Consider the following 17441-nt stretch of genomic DNA (forward strand, 5'->3'; position numbering starts at 1 on the left):
CCCGCCGGTAATACGGAAAGTTGAGCCCCGTTCCCGAGCCGATTTCAAGCACTCGTCCTTCCGCATCCCCGGCAATCTGCCTCCGCATTTTGCAGAAGCTGGCGGCCTCCAGCGGTGTCATCAGATGATCATACAGCCTGGAAAATAAGGTCATGCGGCTTCCTCCTCATTTAAAAAGAAACGGGCGGAGGAAAACAAACCGTCTCCCTCCGCCCATTTTCATTCATGATTTGCCTTTTCGATCAGTACCGGTCGGCTTCCCGGCTTTTCTCGACAGCTTCGTCCACCGCTTCGTTCTGTGCGGTCGTGCCGCCTTCGCCGTATTTCGATTTGATGCCGGCTTCCTGGCCCGGAATGCGCTCGTCTGCACCTTCGGCCTCCAGTTCCTTCATCTTGGCCTCGATGCCTTCTTTCACCCTGCGGCCGTAGTCCTCGTCCGCTTTCGTGAAGTGTTCGACCATCGCATCTTGGATCTTCTTATCGCAGATCGCCAGCACGTCGGACAGGTTGCTGATGAGTTCCTCGCGCTCCCAGTCCTCGAAGCTGCGGTACGTTTCGCCGGCCTGGCCGTAATTGTTCGTGCGGTCGATCGGCTCGCTCATGACATCCGCCGCCTCATAGTGGGGGCGGTACTGAGGGCGCTCTTCCTTGCTCGCCTCATCCAGGCCTCCGAGCATCGACGGCTCGTAGTTGATGTGCGGATTGCCGCCGGCTTCCTCCGGCGTGCGCATGCTCATCATGCCGCGGTGCTGGTTCGTGCGCACTGTCGTCTTCGGTGCGTTCGTCGGCAGCTGGAGATAGTTCGCGCCGATCCGGTAGCGCTGGGTATCAGAGTAAGAGAAGGTCCGGCCCTGAAGCATCTTATCGTCCGAGAAGTCCATCCCGTCGACGAGGACACCGGTGCCGAATGCCGCCTGCTCGATCTGGGAATGGAAGTCCGTCGGGTTCTCGTCCAGGACCATCCGGCCGACCGGCAGCCAAGGGAACTTGTCCTCAGGCCACAGTTTCGTGTCATCCAGCGGGTCGAAATCGAGTTCCGGATGATAGCCGTCTTCCATGATCTGGACAAAGAGTTCCCACTCCGGATAATCGCCGCGCTCGATCGCTTCATACAGATCCTGCGTGGCGTGGGAGTGGTTCTTCGCCTGGATCTCCATCGCCTCTTTCGTCGTCAGGTTGCGGATGCCCTGCTTCGGCTCCCAGTGGTACTTGACGAGAACCGCTTCGCCTTTGTCGTTCACCCACTTGTACGTGTTGACGCCGGAACCCTGCATATGACGGTAGGTCGCAGGGCGGCCCCACGGGGAAAACAGGAAAGTGATCATGTGGATCGCTTCAGGCGAGCGGGAAACGAAATCGAACATGCGGCGGGGATCCGGGACGTTCGACGCGGGATCCGCCTTGAATGCATGGATCATATCCGGGAATTTCATCGCATCACGGATGAAGAAGATCTTCAGGTTGTTCCCGACGAGGTCCCAGTTCCCGTCTTCCGTATACATCTTCACGGCGAAGCCCCTCGGGTCGCGGTCAGTTTCCGGAACGTCCTTCGAGCCTGCGACGGTGGAGAAACGGACAAGGACCGGCGTCCGTTTGCCCGCGCCCTGGAACACTTTCGCGCGCGTATACTTCTCGGCAGGTTCGTCGCCCACTTTGCCGTACGTCTCAAAGTAGCCGTACGCTCCGGTTCCCCGTGCGTGCACGACCCGCTCCGGAACTTCCTCGCGGTCGAAGTGCGACATCTTCTCGATGAAATGGTAGTTCTCCATCATGGCCGGGCCGCGGTCCCCGAGCGTCTTGATGTTCTGGTTGTCCGTTACGGGGTGCCCCTGGCGCGTCGTGAGCGTCTCGCGCTCAGCCTGTTCGTTTGAAGCGTTCATTTTCTTCTCTTCCGACAAAATGAAAACCTCCTCATTGATTGTGGATGCCTTTATACTACCTGTTATCTGAATAATTATAAAGTATAAAGAACTTCTGTTTGTAATAAGTACTTAACGATAATTATTCTAAATAACGTTAAACCAAGTATAAGAGACCCGAAGCAGAGTTGCAACTCTTTTGGTTTGCGCATGACTCTGTTTTCCCCGGTCACACATTGTTTATGCACAGAAAAGCACGGCATCAGGCAAGACGATAATGCCAGACACCGCGCTTCATTGACTTTTCCACTTGCTCCCGCGATTCGAGCCAGTCCAGGTGGCCGATGATCTCGGACATGACGAGAGGGAATTCGGTCTCATATTTAGGTCCATAATAAGCTCGGGCAATGCCGGCCGGCACGGATTGGCCTTCCCGGATCAGCTTCAGGATCCGCTCGTCCTTCCGGTCCATTTTCGCGAGCTTTTCTTCCGCAAGACTGCGGTGGTTCCAGATCTCGTTCCGGTGTCCCGGGAAAAGCACATCCGCCTCCGTCCCGGCGATCAAGCCGAGCGATCCTCGCTGCTGGGCGACGGACGGAAGGCGCTGTCCATCACGTCCGGGATCGATGATGGCATTGACCGACGTACCGTCAAGGATCACGTCTCCGGAGAACAGACGGCGACCGCCCCGGTCCAGGAAGCTGATGCAGTCAGGGGAATGGCCCGGCGTCCCGAGCACTTCCAGCCCCGCCATGACATCCCCCGCGTGCAGCGGCAAAATCCCGGTGCGGAGTCCGAGGCGGTCCGCGTCACGGATCGTCTCTTCGAGCTTCCTGAACCGGTCCGCCCCCATCTCCCCGCATCCCATTTCGCTGTAGAGCCTGCGGAAGAATTCCAGCCGCATCTTGAGGAATTCCCGGTCCGCCTTCAATCGCGGAATAGCCTCGGGATGCGCATGCACGGGGATCTCCTTCTCTTTTAGGATCCGCGGGAGAAGGCCGGCATGGTCCTCATGATGGTGGGTCAGGAGGATCCGGCTGATGTCCCTGACCGATGCCCCGATCGACTTCAGTTCGTCCAGAAGACGTTCCCAGCAGGCATCAGAATCGGCCCCGGCATCGATCAGGGTGAGCTGCCCGCCTTGCTCAATCAAATAAAAGTTGATGGAACCGATCGTTCCGTAGTCGATATCCCAGATGACGGGATGGACGGCTGTAATGGCCGGGCTGCTCGTTTTGTCCAACTTGTTCACTTCCCTGTCTTTGATTACTTGTCCCCGCTTGCCCGGATCTGCCCAATGGCGTCCATCGCCTCGAGCACCGAGTCGATGAACGGTCCGAGCTCATTTATATTTTCTTCGCCGAGTTTCGCATGGAACTTCGCCTCAATCCGGTTCAGCCACACCGGTTCTTCTTGCGGATAAACGAAGCTGAGCGTCTGTTCCACCCGGATGCCTTCCTCCCATATTCGATTAAGCATTGCTTCGATGCGCTCACATCCGGTGGAGATCCGCTCCATCTTCGCAAAAAACCGGACGGCCAGCGTGCAGCCCGGATCCGGAACGCTCTTCTCCAGGATTTCGCCGGCAAGTTCCTCCGCTCCCGCCGACAGACAAATCTCCGCCTCAACGTCCGGCTGACCTGTTCTGATGAAGCGAAGAGACAGGCTCCTCCCGAGAACAGCAAAATCCATCAGGTCGGACCGCCCGGTGATGGAGATGATTTCATCGAGGTTATCCAGATCATACAGACGGTTCTCAAATGCGACTTTCAAATTTTCAAACACGGTCGGATCAAACATGGGCACCCCTCCCCTTCTTCGTTGCCTCTATCCTACTCCAGCGAGGCACCTCCGTCCATCACCTTTCCACGCCGGGTTAGCCTGGACAATAGGGGGGAAGAGGAAGGATTGAGTGATCCGCCCAGGAGGGATTCCATGAAAATCACTTTACTTCAACAAAACGATACGCACGGCGTGCTCTGGGAACACGAGGAAATGTTCTGGCAGGACGGGCAGCCTTCTCTCAGGAAAACAGGCGGCCTCGCCAGGATCAGCCGATATGTGCAGGACGTCAAGGAAGAAACTCCGCGTGTCCTGTTTTTCGACGGCGGCGATACGTTCCACGGCACGCTGCCGCTCACGGACACGGACGGGCAAGCGGCGCTTGATGTGATCGGGGATATGCCGATCGACGGCTTCGTGCCCGGAAACTGGGACTATGCCTACGGCAAGGAGCGGCTGAAGGACATCGCCTGCCGGCTGCCCGGTCCGATGCTCGCCTGCAACTGTTTCATGAAAGAGACCGGCGAGCCGTACTTCCGGGAATACGCCATTTACGCATTCGACGGGATGAAGGTCGGCGTGATCGGACTGACTTACCCGCATGAAGATAAAACGATGCCGCCATCCTTTTCGGAAGGCCTCTCGTTTTCGAACGGCGTCGAGGAAGTGCGCCGGCTCGTGGGAAAACTGTCCGCCAAGACCGACCTGATCGTGGTCCTCAGCCATATGGGACTGCCGCTTGACGGAAAGCTCGCCGGTCTTGTCGACGGAATCGACGTCATCTTGTCCGGGCACAGCCATGACCGGGTCCTTGTCCCGGACGTCATCAACGGAACCTATATCATCCAGGCCGGATTCAGCGCCTCATTCGTCGGCCGGCTGGACTTGGACGTGGAGGACGGCAAGGTGAAAAGCGCCGATTACCGGCTCGTCCATCTTGACGAATCGTTCGAAGAAGACCCGGTCATCCGGGAGCGGGTGGACGCAATCCTCGCCAACTACGCAAACGAACGAAATGAAATCGTCGGAGAAACCGGTGTTGTCCTCCACCGGATGGCACTGGAAGAGACGCCGATGGACAAGCTGATCACGGACAGCTATATGGACGCTCTGGACGTGGATGCGGCGTTCTCCCACGGCTGGCGGTACGGGCCTCCGATGGCGCCGGGCCCGCTTTCCCTGTTCGATTTATTCACGATCATCCCGACCGATCCGGAACTGTTCACGCTCCGGCTGACCGGCCGGGAACTGACGGAATCCCTGGAGAAGAACCTGCAGCATGTCTTTGCAGCGAATCCGTTCGGACAGCAGGGCGGCTATATCCTCCGGTCGAGCGGCCTCTCGATGACCTACAAACCCTACAATCCGGAAGGCGGCCGGCGAGCAGGCGTTCAGCACCTTCAGAGACCGCCGGGAGATGAAAGGGATCCATGCGGTCGAAGCCATCCGGAACTACTTGAAGACCCATGGCCCGTATCCCGGCATCCGGAAAAAACAGATCATCAGTGCTTGAATTCAAAGCGGCACCCCGGCATCAATCCTGCCCGGGTGCCGCTTCTTTTCGGCCGGATCCTTAAACCGGACGGACCGTGATTTCATTGACGTTCACGTGCGACGGCTGGGAAACCGCATAGACGATCGCCTGGGCGATGTTTTCCGGATCAAGGATTTTCCGGTCCACGCTCCGCGAACCCATGAGCGGCGTGTCGACCATGCCGGGTGAAATATTCGTCACCCGGACCCCCGTGCGCGCAAGTTCCTTCTCAAGGCCCATCGAGATCGCACGGACGGCGAACTTCGTCGCGCTGTACACCGTGCTCGTCTTCGTCACTTCGTGTCCTGAAACAGAGTCGATGTTGATGATATGGCCGGAACCGCGGTCGATCATCCCCGGCAGGACGGCGTGGATGCCATAGAGGACGCCTTTGATGTTGACGTCGATCATGTTTTCCCACTCGTCCGTCTTCCCGGAGCGGACCGTTCCCGACAGCATCTGGCCGGCATTATTGACCAGAATGTCGACCGAGCCGTATGCCTCCTTCGCTTTCCGCACCGCCGCTTCCACACTTTCCCGGTCCGCCATATCCGCCCGCACGGCGATCGCCTCGCCACCGCCGGCGCTGTTGATCTTCTCCTCAAGTTCGGCCAGCCGTTCGGCGCTGCGGGCGGCCAGGATTACATTCATCCCTTCTTCGGCGAGCCGGATGGCAACCGCCTTTCCGATCCCGCTGCTTGCACCTGTCACGATTGCCGTTTTTCCCTGTAATTGTGTCATTGGTTTTCCTCCCCTTCATGGTCATTCCCTTTTCCTTTACCCGAATCTTGCTGAAGCGTCCTCGAATAGACGAGGCCCGCGATGCCGACGAGGATGAAGAGGATCGCTCGGATCATGATGGAGACCGTCGCCATATCGACAATGAACAGCTTCAGGAAGCTGAAGCCGAGCAGCACAAACCCCGCGATGCGCACCGCTCTCCAGTCCCGGCTTCTTCCGGCCGTGATGGAGAGGAATGCGAACAGGAACAGGAGGAATGTGTGGACAAACAAGGTGGTCTCGCTCCCCCATCCATGTTCCCGGACACCTGCGAAAAACCATTTGTTCAGCAGCATGAAATAGATCAACTGCAGGACGAAGGCGGCTGCGGGCAGCGGAAGCCGTTGCCGGACCGGGAAGCGGTCTTTTGCAACCTGGACGAACAAATAGGTGATGCCCGCCGCAAACAGCAGCCCGACTGCCAGGCTGATCCAGTAGCCGCCGCCTCCCCAGTTGCTCATCGGCAAAGCGAAGAGGACCACGCCGATCAACAGGACTTCAGCCGCTCCGGCAAGGGAGACGAACCGGCCGTTCCTGAACCTTTGGAGGAAATAACTTCCGAAAGCCGCGGCTCCGAGAATGCCGAGCCTCACATGCCATTCCGGCCCGTACATCAAGCTCGTGTTTTGCATCAGGATGCCCGTCATCTTGAAGAAGTAGACCATCACGGCGACCTGGCCGGCGATGAGCGATGCATCGAGATTCTCACGCTTCAACCAGACCGGAGGATGTTGATAGAACGCCGCGTAGACAATGGCGAACGTCCCGAGGAACATCAGCCAGGCGGCATGCTCCAATGAGAAGAAAACATCGAACGAGCCGAACAGCAACGTAAACATCGCTGTCATGGCATACAGTACGCCGGAGACTGCGAGCGTCCGGATTGATCCGAAGCGGAGTGCGGCCCAGATGCCGGCCGCTCCGGTGATGAACAGGATCATGAACTGCACTGCAGGCTCTTCCAGCCGGAAACTGAGGATGAACACGGCGGCCGCCGCCACCGTGATCGCCGACAGGATATCCTGGAGCGGCGTGTCCTTCAGCAATCTTGCATAAACGGCCAGCGCCGCGTAAAGAACGGCCGTCACGCCGTACACAACCTGCATGAGCGGCTCGTCAAACAGCCCGGTCCACATGAGGCCGGCGGCAAAGTTGACGTACAGCAGCACTTCGGTGAAGACTTGCCGAGGGATGTTCCCTTTTAAATAGAAGAACAGCAGCACCAAGTGCTGGATCAGTGCAGTCCCCGCGACCAGGTTTTCATGGCCGCCCCGGATGCCGTCCAGCGCCAGATAGGCGAGGAGCGTCAGGTTGAACAAAGCGAACACCACGTAAAACGTCACGCGGTGATGGCCGCGGACCGACACTCCGAACACGGCCAGGAACAGGAAAAGGATATACGCACAGAACATCAGCGCCGACGCCCCTTCGCCATCCAGCAGGAACGGCAGGAGGAAGCCCGCAATGGCGGTGAACACCGTAAGTGTCTCCGAGTCGGTTCTGAGAGCTGCATAAAGACCGGCGGCGACATACCCGACGCCGACCGCGAATGCCGCGGGGAGCGGCAAAAATCCGTACAGCTGGTTCGCCGCAAATGTCGTCAGGATGCCAAGCGCAACCGTGCCGCCCCAGAGTGTCAGGCCATAGCCGCGCCGCGCCCGGCGGACCGAGCGGAAGCCGAGATACCCGAGCAGGATGGAAGCAAGATATCCGAGGACGATGCGGACCCCCGGCGTGATCCATCCCATGTCAAAACTGACCTTGAGTCCCCACAGCACTCCGAGGAGCAGGATGACCATGAAGACGCGCGGAAGCCAGACGGACAGATGATGCTCAAAGTCGGGCTCTTTTGCCGGAACACGCGGTGCAGCGGGCCTGCCCGGTGATTTCTCTTCATCGCGCCGCTCGTTGACGGCGGGCGGGCGGCGGACTGTTTCTTCTTTGCCCTGGGCGAGTCCGAGTCCCGCCAGCATCGCTTCAAGAGAGCGCGGTCCGGCATCCGCTTCACCCGCTTCCGCCCCCGTGGCCTCATCGGCGGCATCAGGCTCTTTTTCCCTTGAGGTCTCATCCGGGACGTCCCGCGGGATCGGGGCCTCCTCGGCCTCCACGATCCTCGGCATGTCAGGTACAGCCAAGCGGTCCACGGGTGTTTCCATGAGACCGGGATCCAGCGGCTCCGTTTCAGGGCCTTCTCCTTGGCTGCTTTGAATCTCAGAGGCCGGACGGAGTGCCTGCAATTCTTCCCGGATCTCTTCCATCTGTTTCTCCAGGCCGTCAATCCTTCCGAGAATCTCCTTCAATTCTTCATTCACGTTCCATATCCCCCCTTGCAAAAGCCGCTCCGATGGACGCTTTGAACCTTACCTTCCTGTCTCAAACTATAGCACAGTATGAAACCGGTTTTTCCGGCGGCATGAAAGTTTTTCGCCGAATAGTTAATGAACCCGGTCCGGAACCCCCGACAGCCGCTCCGCTGTATAAAAAACCCTTCTTTCAAGGCCTTTCGGGATGTTTTCGGGCGAATCCTCCGATTTGCGGTTTTAAACGATGCGTTTCAGGAAAGAGTGAAGGAAGGAAGTGGCGGCTTACCGGCTTTCTCACTTCTTCGCAGCAATACATAAGCGCCGGTCATCCGGCGCCTATACATGAAAAAGGAGGCATGCAAAATGGCAGAACCCAATGATACGCAAACGCCGGGGAAAGGCGGAGTGGACCGCAGGACATTCCTGAAAAACTCGGGGCTGCTCGCCGGCGGCCTGATCGGAGGCGGACTTCTCGGAAGTCTCATCACAAATGAAGTCAAAGACAATGACAGCGGGACGAAAGGCGGCAGCACGGGCGATGACGGCGGCACTGACCACCTGGCCGATGCACGCATCTTCTTCAACCGGCAGGAGGACTTCGAAGTACTCGCCGCCGCGACGGAGCGCATCTTCCCTGAAGACAAAAATGGACCGGGTGCCATCAAGCTCGGCGTCCCTTATTTCATCGACCGGCAGCTCGCCGGCGAATGGGGCCTCAATGCGCGCGAATACATGAAGGGGCCGTTCCTGAACATCCCGGAAGCCAACCAATATGAAGATATGAGCCTGACATCCGAAGGCCGCGATGAACAGGGGCCGAGCGGTGATACCCTCAATCCGCTGCCGACTCCCCGCTATCAGACCCGCATGACACGGGCCGAAATGTTCGTCGTCGGCGTACGGGCCATCGACCAGGCGGCTCGCGAGAAATTCGATAAAGGCTTCAAGAGCCTGGAACCCGAACAGCAAGATGAAATCCTTACACACTTTGACAAGGACGAGGCGAAAATGCCCGGCGTCTCTTCCTCTACATTTTTCAATCTGCTTGCACAGACCACACTTGAAGGCGCCTACTCGGATCCTGTCTACGGCGGAAACCGGAATATGGACGGGTGGAGAATGATGGAGTACCCGGGACCGCGGGCGAGCTATGCGGACCAGATCGAGCCGGATGAATTCATCGTGCTCGAACCGCAGGGTCTCACCGACTATCAGGGGCATTAATGACTGGAGGAATGTAAATGGCTAGGAAATTGGAAAAAGTCGATGTCGTGGTCGTCGGAAGCGGATGGGCCGGCGGCATCGTCGCAGCAGAAGCAGCAAAGGCGGGCCATAAAGTCATCGTGCTCGAACGGGGCAAGAACAAGAAACGCTCAGACTACATCGGAGCAAAAGACGAACTGCGTTACACGGACCGTTTCGACATGATGCAGCCCCTCTCATCAGAGACGATTACATCACGTGTCGGCATCGATGACACGGCGCTGCCCGTCCGCACCCAGCAGGAAATGATGGTGGGCGATGATCTCGGAGGCGGAAGCGTGCACTGGGCGGGCTCCACTTACCGTTGGCGTCCATATGACTTTGAGATCCGCTCCAAGACAATCGAGCGGTACGGCGAGGAAAAGATTCCGGAGGGCAGCACCATTGCCGACTGGGGCATCACATACGAGGAAATGGAACCCTACTACGATAAGTGGGAAAAAACCGCCGGCGTCTCGGGCGAGCCGGATCCGCTCGGCCCTCCGCGTAAAAATGACTGGCCGAATCCGCCGCTGAAGGAATCACCGCCGCTGAAGCTGTTCAAGAAGGCCGCGAAAGACCTCGGGTACCATCCATACCAGCTGGCAGCCTGCAACCTGTCCCAGGCCTACACGAATCCCGACGGTGAATCGCTGAACCCGTGCATGTACTGTTCTTATTGCACGATGTACGGCTGCGACTTCAGCGCCAAATCAGACCCGCTCGCGACGGTCATCCCGACCGCCCAGAAAACGGGCAATGCCGATTTCAGGACGAACGCCCTCGTCCGACGCGTTCTCTATGAGGGCGGAAAGGCAACGGGCGTCTTGTACACGGATGTGCTGACGGGCGCAGAATACGAGCAGCCTGCAGATGTGGTCGTCCTGGCCGCATTCACCTTCTCGAACAACCGCCTCCTCATGCTGTCGGAGATCGGAGAACCGTATGATCCCAAAACCCGAAAAGGCGTGATCGGCAGAAACTTCACGATCCAGGGCGACATCACTTTCCTCGGCGCAAGAGGATTCTTCGAAGACAAGAAGTTCAATCTGTACGCCGGGGCAGGCGCGCTCGGCGCAGGGCTCAGTGACTTCGATGCCGATGAATTTGACCATACCGATCTGGACTTCATCCACGGCGGCGGCATCGAGCTCCGCCAATACGGGTACGCGGCCATCGGACTGAACCACGTACCCCAGGGAACGAAGAAGTGGGGCGCCGAGTTCAAGGAGAAATCCTTGCATTATGCCTACCGGAACCTGAACGTCTGGTACACACCGGCCGTCATGTCCTACTGGCACAACTACCTGAGCCTCGATCCGACGTATAAAGACGACTACGGCGATCCGCTCCTGCGCGTCACGAACAAGTACACTGACCAGGAGCGCAACATCGCAAAGTTCGGCATCGAGAAATGTGCACAGATCCTCGAGGAAATGGGCGCGGACATCATCGACAAAGATACGGTCGCGGATGACGAGGAGTTCGACCATATCTACGACGGCGGCCACTACACAGGCGGCGTCATGATGGGACCGGATCCCGAAACGTCGGCGGTCAACTCCTACCTGCAGATGTGGGAAATGGAAAACCTGTTTGTCGTCGGCGGCTCCGCCTTCCCTCAATTCGGGAGCCATCACCCGACACCGACCATCGGGGCGCTCGGATACCGGGCGGCCGAAGGCGTCAATAAATACTTGGAAAGCGGCGGCATGCTCGTTGAAGCGAAAACCGCCAAGGCCAACGCCTGAATGAATCAAAAAAGTTCCGCGGAGCGATCGTGCCCCGCGGAACTTTTTGCATTTCGGACCGGCTCCTTCATTCAACGGCCTTCTTGGGAATATAAAACCGGATGGTGGTGCCCGATCCCGGACGGCTCTCGACCACCAATCCCTTGCCGTACAGCTGCTTCAGCCGCGCGTCGATATTCCGCAGTCCCACGCTCGTCCTTCCCGGCGACCGGTTCCTGCTGAACAGGCTGGCGACCTTTTCGGGCGGCATTCCGACTCCGTTGTCTGCAACAGAAACTTCTGTGAAACTGTCGCAATCCCGTATCCGGATGATGATCTTCCCGCCCTGCGGAACTTTTAAAATACCATGTCCCACCGCATTTTCCACGAGCGGCTGGATGGAGAGCGGCGGTACCAGGATGTCCGGACGCTCATCGATGTCCCATTCGACCGCCAGGCGGTCTTGAAACCGTGCCTTTTCGATGTACAGGTACGAACGGACCAAGGACAGTTCCTGTTCCACGGGCACCAACGGCTCTGCGTTGTGGAAGTCAAAACTCAGGCGCAGGTAGTTGCTGAACTCTTCCAGCAGCTCCTGCATCCGGTCCGGGTCCAACATGCCGAACGCAGAGATGGAATTGAGTGTATTGAAGATGAAATGCGGTTGTATCTGTGACTGCAGCCAAGCCGCCTCCATGCGCATCCGGTCTTCGATTGATGTCTTCAGGGCCATCAGCGCACCGACCCTTGCCTTCAATTCCAGCGGGTCTGCGGGCTTCAGCACATAATCATTTGCCCCTGCCCGAAAACCGGCCACGGCATCCTCGGTCCGTACCCGGGCAGTGAGCAGCAATACGGGCAACTCGGCGATGGAGTAGCGGTCCCGGATCATCCGGGTCAATTCATAACCGGACATCTGCGGCATCATGACATCGGAGATCACCAGATCGAACGCCTCTTCCCCAAGTCTTTTCAGAACGTTGAGCGGATTGGTCTCACCGATGGCCGAATATGCCTCCCCCTCCAGGATCGAGATGAGGATATCCACATTCACGGGATCGTCGTCGACAACGAGAATCTTCGCATTCGCAGTCGGGGACCCAGTCGGAGCCTGTTCCAGGGGACCATCCGGCCGGGGCGGCATCCATTCCTCAACCGGCGAGCTTTGCTCCGGCCGGTCCGGCTCCGTCGGGCTTTGCTTTTCTTCCGCCCCGTCCGGCAACGGCAGCGTGAAGGTGAAGACCGAGCCTTCGCCCGGTGCGGATTGCGCGGTAATCGTTCCTCCATGCATTTCCACCAGCTGCCGGGTGATGCTGAGTCCCAATCCGAAACCGCCGGAGTTCCGTACTTTCACAGCCTCGCCTTGTTCATAGGGATCAAAGATGCTCTGCAGCTCTTCCGGCTTCATCCCGATTCCTGTGTCTTCAATCTGAATGGAGGCCATTCCCCGTTCAGCCGTTGCCCGGACGGCCACCCATCCTTCATCTGTGTATTTCACGGCATTGTGGATCAGGTTGAAAAGAATTTGAGCAAGACGGTTTTCATCCGCCAGGACAGCGGGAAACCCTTCGGGGATCTCCATCCGCAATCGGACCGGCTTCCCTCTCATGATGAATCCGGTCATATCCAAAACTCCCGTGGCCGCCGCCCTCATGTCAATCCGGTCGATCTCCAACTCAATGGTCTGGTCTTTCAGTTGTGAAATATCCATCAAATCTTCTACCAGCCGGGACATCCGCCGGCTTACGCCGATCAATAAGGACAACTGCTTTCGGTGGACTTCATGAACCGGACGCCTGCTGTCATCCAGCATCGTCTGGACGACGGCAGATATGCCATGCAGCGGATTTCTCAGCTCATGGGAAGTGTTCACCAAAAACTCATCCTTGCGCCTGTTCTCCAGCTGCAGTTTCTCCGAAAAGCGCACCGCATCCGTTGCCACGCGAGAAAACCGCTTGAACCAGAATGCGGCAAAGCAAAGAAGCGCGATGATCAAATCGAACGGATAGTGCATCCTGTCCGCTCCGGTGCTGTTGCGCATCACGGTCACCCACGCGATATTCACTCCGATGCTGATGCACCCGAGGAGCAGATAGATGCCCTCGTCCATCCTCAAAGGAGTTTTGCGGATCCGGACGATTGAAGCGAAAACAGGCAAGACCAATACGGCGAGAAGTAAAACTCTTGCCGTTGCGATGACGTCTCTGGGCGGTGCCAGCATGACGAATAGCGCATATCCAATGCAATAAACAATGACAGCTCCTGTCAGCCGTTTCTGGTCCTCCACCGGAAAGATCTGTTTCACAACCAGGAGAAGAAATGCCCCAACACCGATATAAGAGAGAAAAGTGAGTTTCAGGCTCCATTCCTCGCCAACAGGAAACCACCGGTACAACAACTTATCGTCGGATGTCAAAACACTGACGATGGCACAAAGCAGCAACAGGGAAAAGTAGAGCAATCCTTTGCGCGGCTTCACGCGCATGAGAAACAAAATGATTCCATAGACGCTGTGAAGCAACAAAATCAGGCAAAGCAACAACTGTAAACCATAAGAGAGCATCGTTCGGTTTTTGATGGCTTCCGCGCTGCCAAAGTGAATCGGAGTGATCATTCCGCCCTTGCCGACATCACCGGAGACGGAAATGACCAACTCCATTTCTTCTTGGTCAGCCGGGAAGTAAACCTCGTAGGGTCGATTTTGCCCCTTATATTCCTTTTCTGAAGCCGCGACGGTTCCCGCTCCCCCGTACTTTTTCCCGTTAACGGACACAGAAGAGGCGCGCGGCAATTCGTGGATTCTCAGTCCCATAAAAGTCTTCATATCCGGATCGAGCAAAACCTTGAGACGATAGGTCCCGTAATAATAGGAATCCTCTTTCGCAAAAAATGCTTTCCAATTGCCCGGCACATCAGTGAAAGTCTCTGAAGTGTCCGGCAACCCGCCTCCGGTTTCAGGCAATGCGGAAGGATAAAACCCCCACTCACCTGACAGCCGGAGCGTCTGCCTGTCATTAAACGTCCATCCGCGCAGATCGATGACGCCCCGTTCTGCCCGGGGCTGTTCCTCGTACTCCAGCGTCCCCAAAAAATTCATCCATGCAAGCCGCAGCGCGATCAGGAACACGACAAAAACCACAATTGCCAAGGAACTCTTATATTTCTTCATAGGGCCCATCCGGAGTTTATCTCCCTGTCCTTTTGATAGACCTATCATACGTCATCTCGGTGCAGCGGTCATCCATTGACTGAAAATCATGAAAAAGGACAGGCCCGATGTTGAGCCTGTCCTTTCCTTTTTATTAAACGCTGACCGTCTCGGTCTGATGACGGACGAGATAGTCGAATGCACTGAGCGATGCGGTCGCACCGGAGCCCATCGAGATGATGATCTGCTTGAATGCGCTGTCCGAGCAGTCCCCGGCTGCGAAGACGCCCGGCACATTTGTTGCACCACGCTTATCGACGACAACCTCGCCGGCCCGGTTGCGCTCAACCGTGTCGCCCAGCCAGTCGGTGTTCGGCACGAGTCCGATCTGGACGAACACGCCTGCCAGTCCGACGTGATGTTCTTCGCCGGTCTCGCGGTCGATATAGGAGATGCCATCGACCTTGTCGGTACCGGTGATTTCCGTCGTCTGGGCATTTTTGATGACCGTGACATTCGGGAGGCTGTACAAGCGGTCCTGAAGGACGCTGTCGGCTTTCAGTTCGGAACCGAATTCCAGGACCGTCACGTGGTTCGTGATGCCTGCGAGGTCGATCGCAGCTTCGATGCCCGAGTTGCCGCCGCCGACGACCGCGACGTCCTTGCCCTCAAAGAGCGGTCCGTCACAGTGCGGGCAATAGGCGACTCCTTTGTTCCTGAACTCCGCCTCGCCCCGGACGCCGATATTGCGCCAGCGCGCACCGGTGGCCACGATCACGGACTTGCTCTTGAGCACCGCCCCGTTTTCAAGCTCGAGCTCAAACAGGTCTTTTTTCTCAAGGCGTTTCGCCCGCTGGAGGTTCATGATGTCCACATTGTATTCCTTCACATGCTCTTCAAGACCGGTGGCAAGCTTCGGTCCTTCCGTGTGCTTCACACTGATGAAGTTCTCGATCGCCGCCGTATCCAGGATCTGCCCGCCGAAACGCTCGGCCACGATGCCGGTCCGGATGCCTTTCCGTGCCGCATAGATCGCCGCACTCGCACCGGCCGGTCCGCCGCCGACTACAAGGACATCAAACGGCTCCTTGCCTTCGAATTCCGATGCATCGGTACCGCTGCCGAGCTCCGCGAGGATTTCCTCGAGCGTCTTGCGTCCGTTCGTGAACGGCTCGCCGTTCAGGTAGGCTGTCGGAACGGCCATGATGTTCTTGCGCTCGACTTCATCCTTGAACACCGCTCCGTCGATCATCGTGTGGGTGATGTTCGGGTTGAGGACGCTCATCGTATTCAGCGCCTGGACGACTTCAGGGCAGTTCTGGCAAGTGAGGCTGATGTACGTCTCGAAATGAAGCGTATCTTTGATATTCTTCACTTGCTTGATCACTTTTCCGTCCACTTTGGGTGCCCGGCCGCTCACTTGAAGCAGCGCGAGGACAAGCGAGGTGAATTCGTGGCCGAGCGGAGTGCCGGCAAAGACGATGCCGGTCTCTTCGCCCGGACGGTTGACGCTGAAGCTCGGTGTTCTTTCCAGTTCGGCCTTCTCCACTTTGATGCGGGAAGACATGGCGGCCAGCTCATCCGTAAGCTCCAGCATGTTCTCCGAAGCCTTTTCGGAATCCGCACTCACTTTGAGGACGACGTCGCCCTCCATCAGTTCAAGGTACTGGGCCAGCTGTTGTTTGATCTCTTTATCAAGTGCCATGTTATCCGCTCCTTAGATCTTGCCTACGAGGTCCAGGCTCGGCTTCAGTGTTTCTTCGCCTTCCTGCCATTTTGCCGGGCACACTTCGCCAGGGTTGTTGCGCACGTATTGTGCCGCTTTGATCTTGTTCACGAGCGTGCTTGCATCACGGCCGATGCCGTCTGCGTTGATTTCTGCCGCCTGGACAACACCGTCCGGGTCGATGATGAATGTGCCGCGCTGTGCAAGGCCTTCCTCTTCGTCGAGGACGTCGAACGCACGGGAGATTTTCTGGGAAGGGTCGCCGATCATGATGTACTCGAGCGTGCTGATCGCTTCGGAGTGGTCATGCCAAGCTTTGTGAGTGAAGTGAGTGTCCGTCGAGACAGAGTAGACTTCAACGCCGAGATCTTTCAGCGTGGCGTACTCTTTCTGAAGGTCGCTCAGTTCAGTCGGGCAGACGAACGTGAAGTCTGCAGGGTAGAAGCAGACGATGCTCCACTGGCCTTGCATGTTTTCGTCTGTCACGTCGATGAATTCGCCTGTACCTGCGTTGTACGCCTGTGCTTTGAATGGTTCGATTTTCTTGTTGATAAGGGACATTTGTCAATTCCTCCTGTTGGTATGTATTTATAGTATGACCGGACGGATGTGCGTCCATTCAAACTATAATTATTCTAATCACATACTCATTATTATATGATTCAGCGTGTAAGTCAACCTCTTTGCTTCTGATTCGGCGAAAGACATGAATTGTTCAAAAAGCCGCCAACAACCGGTCAAACCTGCATTCGCTCCGTCCTTCCGCCTCCTGGTGGCCCAATGCCCCGCTTCTTCGTCCGACGCGTTCCGCTCATCCCGCCGATTATCAACTGATTCTCTTTCTTATCAGTTGCCCGCCAGGCGATCAAAGAAGCGCCGCCCCGTTTTATCAGGGCGGCGCCGAAATCATTATTGCTCGTCCGGATCGTTTCTCGCATCTTCGTGCGTCTTGTGGACGGTGCCCGGCTTGTGGTCCGGATCCGCATAGATGGAGTAAATCTTCAGCGGCTCATCGCCCTTGTTTGTGATGTTGTGCCAAGTGTTCGCCGGAACGAGGATCACATCATCATCCCCGACTTCCTTTTCGAAGTTCAGATTATCTTCCGCAGGTCCCATCTGGCAAAGTCCCTTCCCGCTTTCAATCCGCAGGAACTGGTCGATGCCCTTGTGGATCTCGAGGCCGACGTCATCCCCCGCCGGTATGCTCATGAGCGTCACCTGGAGCTTCTCGCCCGTCCAGATCGTTGTCCGGAAGTTGTCGTTTTGCAGTGTCGCCTCTTCAATGTTCAGTACGTACGGTTCTTTTCCGTGGTCTTTGAAATCAATCGTCATCGAAA

At 57.1% G+C, this 17441-nt stretch carries 12 protein-coding genes; 3 read left to right on the forward strand and 9 right to left on the reverse strand.

Going from position 1 to position 17441, the window contains the following annotated elements:
- Nucleotides 1-242 precede the first annotated feature (242 nt).
- From BN1189_RS02450 to BN1189_RS02460, 3 genes are all read right to left on the reverse strand, one after another.
- Nucleotides 243-1880: a catalase gene (locus tag BN1189_RS02450; protein ID WP_098049672.1), complete on the reverse strand. Its 1638-nt coding sequence runs from the start codon at nt 1878-1880 to the stop codon at nt 243-245.
- A gap of 241 nt (nt 1881-2121) precedes the next feature.
- Nucleotides 2122-3102, reverse strand: coding sequence for an MBL fold metallo-hydrolase (locus tag BN1189_RS02455; RefSeq protein WP_040225112.1), 981 nt, complete (start codon nt 3100-3102; stop codon nt 2122-2124).
- A 23-nt stretch (nt 3103-3125) separates the two neighbouring features.
- Entirely contained in the window at nt 3126-3659 is a 534-nt protein-coding gene (locus BN1189_RS02460) for a hypothetical protein (protein ID WP_040225114.1), read from the reverse strand.
- Between the two features lie 135 nt (nt 3660-3794).
- Between BN1189_RS02460 and BN1189_RS02465 the strand changes: the two genes are divergently transcribed.
- Nucleotides 3795-5234: a bifunctional metallophosphatase/5'-nucleotidase gene (locus BN1189_RS02465; RefSeq protein WP_052455585.1), complete on the forward strand. Its 1440-nt coding sequence runs from the start codon at nt 3795-3797 to the stop codon at nt 5232-5234.
- Here BN1189_RS02465 and BN1189_RS02470 read toward each other — a convergent pair.
- Nucleotides 5215-5916, reverse strand: coding sequence for an SDR family oxidoreductase (locus BN1189_RS02470; RefSeq protein ID WP_040225116.1), 702 nt, complete (start codon nt 5914-5916; stop codon nt 5215-5217). The genes BN1189_RS02465 and BN1189_RS02470 overlap by 20 nt on opposite strands.
- Nucleotides 5913-8267 (reverse strand): DUF2339 domain-containing protein, encoded by a 2355-nt coding sequence (locus BN1189_RS02475; RefSeq protein ID WP_040225117.1) that lies wholly within the window; start codon nt 8265-8267, stop codon nt 5913-5915. The genes BN1189_RS02470 and BN1189_RS02475 overlap by 4 nt, the downstream gene beginning before the upstream one ends.
- Before the next feature lie 354 nt (nt 8268-8621).
- Between BN1189_RS02475 and BN1189_RS02480 the strand changes: the two genes are divergently transcribed.
- The gene (locus tag BN1189_RS02480; protein WP_040225119.1) at nt 8622-9482 is read left to right on the forward strand and encodes a gluconate 2-dehydrogenase subunit 3 family protein; all 861 of its coding nucleotides are present in this window, start codon (nt 8622-8624) and stop codon (nt 9480-9482) included.
- A 17-nt stretch (nt 9483-9499) separates the two neighbouring features.
- Nucleotides 9500-11251, forward strand: coding sequence for a GMC family oxidoreductase (locus tag BN1189_RS02485; RefSeq protein ID WP_040225121.1), 1752 nt, complete (start codon nt 9500-9502; stop codon nt 11249-11251).
- Nucleotides 11252-11318: 67 nt separating this feature from the next.
- Here BN1189_RS02485 and BN1189_RS02490 read toward each other — a convergent pair whose 3' ends face one another.
- The 4 genes from BN1189_RS02490 to BN1189_RS02505 all read right to left on the reverse strand — a co-directional run bounded on the left by BN1189_RS02490 (nt 11319) and on the right by BN1189_RS02505 (nt 17436).
- The gene (locus BN1189_RS02490) at nt 11319-14399 is read right to left on the reverse strand and encodes an ATP-binding protein (RefSeq protein ID WP_040225123.1); all 3081 of its coding nucleotides are present in this window, start codon (nt 14397-14399) and stop codon (nt 11319-11321) included.
- A gap of 133 nt (nt 14400-14532) precedes the next feature.
- Complete coding sequence (gene ahpF, locus BN1189_RS02495; protein WP_040225125.1) at nt 14533-16083, reverse strand: alkyl hydroperoxide reductase subunit F; 1551 nt, start codon at nt 16081-16083, stop codon at nt 14533-14535.
- Between the two features lie 12 nt (nt 16084-16095).
- A complete protein-coding gene (gene ahpC / locus BN1189_RS02500; protein ID WP_040225127.1) occupies nt 16096-16665 on the reverse strand; it encodes an alkyl hydroperoxide reductase subunit C in 570 nt (189 codons plus the stop codon).
- Between the two features lie 348 nt (nt 16666-17013).
- Nucleotides 17014-17436 carry a cupin domain-containing protein gene (locus BN1189_RS02505; protein WP_040225129.1) on the reverse strand — a complete coding sequence of 141 codons (423 nt, stop codon included), beginning with the start codon at nt 17434-17436 and terminating at the stop codon, nt 17014-17016.
- Nucleotides 17437-17441: the final 5 nt, after the last annotated feature.

Origin of the sequence: Bhargavaea cecembensis (assembly GCF_000826125.2) — a bacterium.
Classification (GTDB): Bacteria; Bacillota; Bacilli; order Bacillales_A; family Planococcaceae; genus Bhargavaea; species Bhargavaea cecembensis_B.